The organism is Bradyrhizobium sp. MI1.10, from assembly GCF_055811035.1.
Map to the genome: position 1 here is coordinate 30,599 of NZ_JBVVPN010000059.1, position 6,576 is coordinate 37,174.

The window sequence follows — 6,576 nt, forward strand, 5'->3', positions numbered from 1 at the left end:
GGCGGGGGGGTGGGGGGGCGTTTGGGTTCCGCCCGTAGGCAGCCACCCCCCCCCCCCCCCCCCGCCGCCGCCGGGCGCCCCCGGCCGAGCCAGTATTCCAGAGGCCGGCGTTAGGCAGTTCGCTCTCACAACTACCGCCGCGGCGTACTGGATGCCCCGGTCAAGCCGGGGCATGACAGTTGGGGCTACGGCGCCTGCACCACGGTCGGCACCCCCGGCTCCAGCAATCGCAGCCTTGTGCCAAAACCCAGCACATCAAACGTCTTGCGCAGATCCTCGCCGTTCTGGCGGAAATGCGCCCAACCCTCCGTATGAACCGGCACGATCATCGCATCGGGGAAGGCGCGTGCGGTCTCGATGGTGTCGTTGGTGTCCATGGTGAGATGGAACGGCCCGCGCGTTTGCGCGGCGCCGGCGAAAGGCATCACCACGCCGCATTTGAAGCGGCGCGCGACCTCGGCGACGCCGTCGAACCAGGTGGTGTCGCCGCTGATATAAACCGAAGTGGTGTCGGTCCGGCTCGACGACACCACGAAACCGATGACGTCGCCCGACAGCGGCTCGATGCCGGCCGGGCCGTGGCGCGCGGGCGTGGCGGTGATCGTCAGCGTATTGCCGTCACCGTCTTTCAGATGCGAGGTCGCCCATGGCGCGAGGCCTTCGACATGGCCGCCCAGGCGCTTGGCGCCGGCCTCGGTCGTCAGCGCGCGCGGCGCTTTAAGCAGATAGTCGCGGCCGGAATTGTCGAGATTGTCGGAATGCTGGTCGTGGCTGAGCAGGACCGCGTCGACCGGGCCGATTGCGTCGGCCTTCAGCGCGGGTCCAATCGTCTTCTCCAGCTTCACATGCGGCAGTTGATAGGCGCCGGGCGCATCGAAGGTCGGGTCAGTGAGCAGGCGGAAGCCATCGATCTCGATCAGCGCAGTGGGACCGCCGATCAGGGTGATGGAAATGGGCATGATGGACTCCTGTTACGAGACGGATTTTGCGGGCCGCGTCACCAGATAGATGCCAAGTGCGACCGGGATGATTCCGAGCAGATCGCGGGCCTCGACATGCTCGCCGAGCACGAGATACGCGAACAGCATGCCGAGCGGCGGCATCAGGAAATGATAGGCACTGGCGGCCGTCGCGCCACACACTTTCAGGAGATGAAACCAGAGCCAGTAGGCCATGATCGAGCCGCCGAGCACGAGGAAGGCGAAGGCGCCGATCAGGCCCGGCGTGAGGTCGATGGCATGAATATCGGCGAAGGTCAGCGCCACCGGCGTCAGCACGATGCCGGCGGCGAGATTCTGCACGCCATTGCCGATCCACAACGAGCCCTTTGGCGCGAGCAGCTTGAACAAAATGGTGCCAGCGACGAGGGAGGCAAGCGAGGCCAGCGTGAACACGATGCCGTGCAGCGAGTCGGTGCCGACCGACAGGCGGTGCCAGACGATCAAGGTCACGCCCATGATGCCGAGCAGGAGGCCGCTCGCCTTGCGCCAGGTCATGCCTTCGCCGAGCAGCAGCGCGGCGAGGCCCGCCGTGAACACCGGATTGGCCGACACGATCAGGCCGCCGAGCCCGGCGGAGACCGATTGCAGCCCGGTGTAGCCGAGGCCGAGATAGAGCGCGTTGTTGGCGACGCCGAGCACGGCGAAGATCGCGGCATCGCGCCAGGACAGCGACCAGTCGTCGCCGCGGACCAGCGTGGCACCGATGATCAGGATGCCGGCGAGCGAAAAGCGCGCGGCGAGCAGGATCAGCGGCGGGCAATGGGTCACGCCGATCTTGCCGGCGACGAAGGCGTAGCTCCAGAGCAGGCAGAACGCGCCGATGGCGAGCGGCAGCGTATTGAAGCGGCTGCGGGGAACCGAAATCGAGGGGGCGAGCGACATGCGAATCTCCTGAGCCCTCGATCTAGGGAGCCGGCTTGTCATTTGGAAATTAAATGATTAACTTCTAGTCAGTGGATTTTCGAATGGAGGCGCCCATGCTCGATCTGGAGCTCCTGCGCAGCTTCGTGTCGGTGGTCGATGCCGGCGGCTTCACCCGCGCCGGCGAGCGCGTCCATCGCACGCAATCGACCGTCAGCCAGCAGATCAAGCGGCTGGAGGAGGATGTCGGACAGGTGCTGCTGCATCGTGACGGCAAGGATTTGCGCCCGACTGAAGCCGGCGAACGGCTGCTGTCCTATGCGCGGCGGCTGTTGTCGCTTGCGGAAGAGGCCCGCGACGTGCTGCGCCAGCCCGACGGCGAAGGCGCGATCCGGCTCGGCATCCCCGAAGACTTTGCGGCGTACCGGCTGGCGAAACTGCTCGGCGCCTTCTCGCGTTCGCATCCGGGCCTGCGGCTCGATGTGCGCGCCGACCAGAGCAAGAACCTGTCGCGCGACCTCGATCGCGGCGAGCTCGATCTCGCATTGTTCAAGCGCGCAGCCGGTGAGAAGGGCGCGATCGCGGTGTGGCCGGAGCAGGTGCACTGGGTCACCAGCAAGAGCCATCCGATCCACGCCGATGTCGCCTCGGTGCCGCTGATCGGCTTTCCGCTCGGCTGCCTCTACCGCGCCGGCGCCATCCACGCGCTGGAAAGCGCGGGCCGCATCTGGCACATGTCCTACACGTCATCGAGCCTCGCCGGCATCCAAGCCGCGGTCGCTGCCGGCATGGGGCTGAGCATCCTGTCGGAGATGGCGATCCAGTCCGACCACCGCGTGCTGACCGCGAAGGATGGATTTGCGCCAATCAACCGGACCGAAGTCGCGTTGATGGCCGCGCCGGGTGCAAGCCCCGCGACGCTGCGGCTCGCCGATCGGCTGGCAGAGTTCTGCGATGACGTGCAGGCGAAGGCGGCGTGAACCGTTGCGATAGTCGCGATCTGCGGCTGCGAGACCGGTACGTTCCCTCCCCCCTTGTGGGGGAGGGTTAGGGAGAGGGGTACCACACGGGGACTATCTCGATTCGCACACGCGTTTGCGCGACGCCAACGCGCAACTTTTCCTGGGCTACCCCCCTCCCCTGCCCTCCCCCACAAGGGGGGAGGGAGCGCAGTGTGCGCGTGGTGAGAGGGTTCAGCCCGATCGAAGCGATAGCTAGTCAATAACACCGCGACGCGGCAATCGCGTGCACGCGGCGGTCGCCGAGCAAATGCGCGACAAAACCGTTCTTCGGAAAGATCTTTGCAAACGCAACGTCGCGGATGCTGAGGCCGCCGGCATAGGCGCCGAAGGCGGGCATCACGGCGCGCTCGCCGTCACAGGCGAAACAACGTCGCTCCATCGAGCGGCCACGTGTGGAGACGCGGGCCTTGGGATGGAGATGGCCGGCGATCTCGCCGCCCGCGCCGGTCGGCTCGTGGCGGAAGGTGATCGGGCCGATCGCGACTTCGTCGGCGACGGTGCCGCCGAGATCACGCGGCAGCGCCGGATCGTGATTGCCCGAAATCCAGATCCAGTCGCGGCCGGCCTGCAAGGCGGCGACCGCGTCGCGATCCTCCGCCGACAGGCGTCCATGCGCGCTGCGATCATGAAAACTGTCGCCGAGCGCAATGACGATGCGGGGATCATGGCGGGAGATGACAGCAGCGAGCCGGCTGAGCGTCGCGATGGTGTCGTAAGGCGGCAGCAGCACGCCGCGCATGGCGAAGCTGGAACCTTTTTCCAGATGCAGGTCGGAGACGACGAGCAGGCGCTGCTCTTCCCAGAACAGTGCCCCGGAAAGATCGGCCACGAACGTCACGCTGCTGATGCTGACATTCGAAACGCGCATGTCCTCGTTATCTCCTGAAACCAGCGCGCCTGCCGTCACGTCAAAACCTGCTGTTATCCCATCGCCTCTTTGACCAGCTCATCGGCGGCCTCCGCCAGGAGCTCGTCTCCCGCTTCGCCATAGACTGACTCGCGGCCGATTTCCAGCATCACGGGGACCGCGAGCGGGGAGACACGGTCGAGTTCCCGATGCGTGATGTGGCCCTGGATGCGGGTGAGCATGTCGCTGAGCCGGCGCAGATCGAGCAGGCCGGTGGCGGCATCGGCCCGCGCGGCGCGCAACAGCACGTGATCGGCCTGATGTTTTCGCAGGACGTCGTAGACGAGATCGGTCGAGAACAGCACCTGGCGGCGGCTCTTCTCCTCGCCGGTGTGACGGCGCGCGATCAGGCCGGAGATGATCGCGCAATTGCGAAACGTGCGCTTCATCAGCGCGGATTCGGCAAGCCAAGCTTCGAGGTCGTCGCCGAGCATATCAGGGTCGAACAGCGCATCGAGGTCGATCCTGCCGTCCCGGATCATGGAGGACAGGTCGCCGAGCGCCCAGACCGCGATCGCATATTCGTTGGCGACGAAGCCGAGCGGCCGGGCGCGGGCGCGCTCCAGCCGCCGCGTCAACAGCATGCCGAGCGTCTGGTGGGCGAGACGGCCTTCGAAGGGATAGCAGACGATGTAATGCTTGTTGGCGCGGGGAAAGCTCTCGACCAACAGTTCGCGCACCGCCGGCACGCGCGACACGTCCTTTTGCAGCGACAGCCAGTCGCGCACCTGCTCCGGCAAGGCGCCCCACGCGCGCCCGTCATCGAGCAGGCGGCGGACCCGTTCGGCGAGATAGGTCGAGAGCGGGAACTTGCCGCCCATATAGGACGGCACCTTCGGGTCCTTGTCGTTGGCGCGCGAGACATAGACCTGGTCCTCGACCAGGGTCTCGTAGCGCACCACCTCGCCCGAGAACACGAAGGTGTCGCCGGGGCTGAGGCCCTCGATGAAGGCTTCCTCGATCTCGCCGAGCAACCTGCCGCCGCGCGCGATCACGCCCGTCGACCCGCCTGCTTTTCCTTGACCACCGCCGCGCGATCGCACCAGCCGCACCTTCAGCATGTCGTCCTCGACGATGGTGCCGACATTCATCCGGTAGCTCTGCCGCACCTTGGGATTGGCGACGCGCCAGCGCCCCTCCTTGTCCTGCTTGATGCGGGCGAAGCGCTCATAGGTCTTCAGCGCGTAGCCGCCGGAGGCGACGAAATCCACGACGTCGTCGAAATCCTGCCGCGTGAGATCGGCATAGGGCGCGGCGGTGCGCACCTCGTCGTAGAGTTCGTCGGAGAAAAACGGCTCGCCGCAGGCACAGCCGAGCACGTGCTGGGCCAGCACGTCGAGCGCACCGATGCGCAGCGGCGGCGTGTCCTGCGCATTCTCCGCGATGGCGTCGATCGCGACGCGGCACTCCAGCACCTCGAAGCGGTTCGCGGGCACCAGCACCGCGCGCGAGGCTTCGTCGAGCCGGTGGTTGGCGCGGCCGATGCGCTGCATCAGGCGCGAGGAGCCCTTGGGCGCGCCGATATTGACGACGAGATCGACGTCGCCCCAGTCGACGCCGAGATCGAGCGAGGAGGTGCAGACCACGCCGCGCAGTTTGCCCGCCGACATCGCATCCTCGACCTTGCGACGCTGGGCGACGTCGAGCGAGCCGTGATGCAGCGCGATGGCAAGGTTGTCGTCGTTCATGCTCCAGAGATTCTGGAACAGCATCTCGGCCTGGCTGCGGGTGTTGACGAAAACCAGCGTGGTCTTGTTCGCCTTGATCAGCTCATAGATCTCGGGAAGCGCGTGGCGCGCGCTATGGCCGGCCCAGGGCAGGCGTTCGCGCGTGTCCATCATCTCGACCAGCGGCGGCGCCGCGCCGCCGGCAATGACGATGTCGGCCGCCGCTTCCTTGCCGCCGGGCTGCGGCACCAGGAAGCGCGCCAGCGATTCCGGCTCGGCCACGGTCGCCGACAGGCCGATCGCGCGCGTCTGCGGCGCCAATCGCCACAGCCGCGCCAGCCCGAGGGAGAGAAGATCGCCGCGCTTGGACGTCACCAGCGCGTGCAGCTCGTCGAGCACGATACGCTTCAGCGAGGAGAACAGGAACGGCGCGTCGTCGGAGGACAGCAGCAGCGCGAGTTGTTCGGGCGTCGTCAGCAAAATGTCAGGCGGATAGCGTCGCTGCCGCTGCCGCCGCGACGTCGGCGTGTCGCCGGTGCGGGTCTCGATCTTGATCGGCAGCGCCATCTCGGCGACGGGACGCTCGAGGTTGCGCGCGATATCGACCGCGAGCGCCTTGAGCGGCGAGATGTAGAGCGTGTGCAGGCCGCCGGTGCGTTGCAGACTGCGGCCGGTGGAGATCACCGATTTCGCCGAAGCTTCGGGCGTAGAACTCAACTCCACCAGCGTCGGCAGAAATCCCGCCAGCGTCTTGCCGGCGCCGGTGGGCGCGATCAGCAGTGCGGACCGGTCCTCGCGCGCCTTCTCCAGTAGCGCCAATTGATGCGCGCGCGGCGACCAGCCGCGGGCTGTGAACCACGCCTGGAAGTGGTCGGGCAACAGCGCGGCAGGCTCGGCCGGAGATTTGCGGATGCGGGGCGGCACGGCATCACAGGTAAGCCGTGGGGGTGGGTTCGTCGAGGGGGTGGTCCCGTAGGGTGGGCAAAGCGAAGCGTGCCCACCATGTGCACCCGAATGCATGGAGAGATGGGGGGGGCGGGGGGACGGGGGGCTTTGGCCCCCCAAAACCAACCCCCCCCCCCCCACACCCCCCCAGGCGGGGGGGGGGGGGGGGCGGG

5 protein-coding genes are annotated in these 6,576 nt (G+C 67.0%); 1 reads left to right on the forward strand and 4 read right to left on the reverse strand.

Annotation, left to right across the window (positions count from 1 at the left end; all coding sequences use genetic code 11):
• Nucleotides 1-185: 185 nt before the first annotated feature.
• The gene (locus AC0L3K_RS36120; protein ID WP_007599397.1) at nucleotides 186-959 is read right to left on the reverse strand and encodes an MBL fold metallo-hydrolase; all 774 of its coding nucleotides are present in this window, start codon (nucleotides 957-959) and stop codon (nucleotides 186-188) included.
• Between the two features lie 12 nt (nucleotides 960-971).
• The gene (locus tag AC0L3K_RS36125) at nucleotides 972-1,883 is read right to left on the reverse strand and encodes a DMT family transporter (protein ID WP_473367835.1); all 912 of its coding nucleotides are present in this window, start codon (nucleotides 1,881-1,883) and stop codon (nucleotides 972-974) included.
• A gap of 95 nt (nucleotides 1,884-1,978) precedes the next feature.
• Here AC0L3K_RS36125 and AC0L3K_RS36130 point away from each other — a divergent pair, with 95 nt between their 5' ends.
• Nucleotides 1,979-2,842, forward strand: coding sequence for a LysR family transcriptional regulator (locus tag AC0L3K_RS36130; protein WP_007599393.1), 864 nt, complete (start codon nucleotides 1,979-1,981; stop codon nucleotides 2,840-2,842).
• A gap of 238 nt (nucleotides 2,843-3,080) precedes the next feature.
• On the opposite strand, the gene pdeM is transcribed toward AC0L3K_RS36130, so the two are convergent.
• The gene (gene pdeM / locus AC0L3K_RS36135; RefSeq protein WP_473367836.1) at nucleotides 3,081-3,752 is read right to left on the reverse strand and encodes a ligase-associated DNA damage response endonuclease PdeM; all 672 of its coding nucleotides are present in this window, start codon (nucleotides 3,750-3,752) and stop codon (nucleotides 3,081-3,083) included.
• A 53-nt stretch (nucleotides 3,753-3,805) separates the two neighbouring features.
• Entirely contained in the window at nucleotides 3,806-6,382 is a 2,577-nt protein-coding gene (locus AC0L3K_RS36140; protein ID WP_473367837.1) for a ligase-associated DNA damage response DEXH box helicase, read from the reverse strand.
• Between the last annotated feature and the right edge of the window lie 194 nt (nucleotides 6,383-6,576).

Excerpts from the sequence above, each read along its gene's own strand:
- AC0L3K_RS36125 (WP_473367835.1), bottom strand. The coding sequence starts at position 1,883 with ATGTCGCTCGCCCCCTCGATTTCGGTTCCCCGCAGCCGCTTCAATACG.
- AC0L3K_RS36120 (WP_007599397.1), bottom strand. The coding sequence starts at position 959 with ATGCCCATTTCCATCACCCTGATCGGCGGTCCCACTGCGCTGATCGAG.
- pdeM (WP_473367836.1), bottom strand. The coding sequence starts at position 3,752 with ATGCGCGTTTCGAATGTCAGCATCAGCAGCGTGACGTTCGTGGCCGAT.
- AC0L3K_RS36130 (WP_007599393.1), top strand. The coding sequence starts at position 1,979 with ATGCTCGATCTGGAGCTCCTGCGCAGCTTCGTGTCGGTGGTCGATGCC.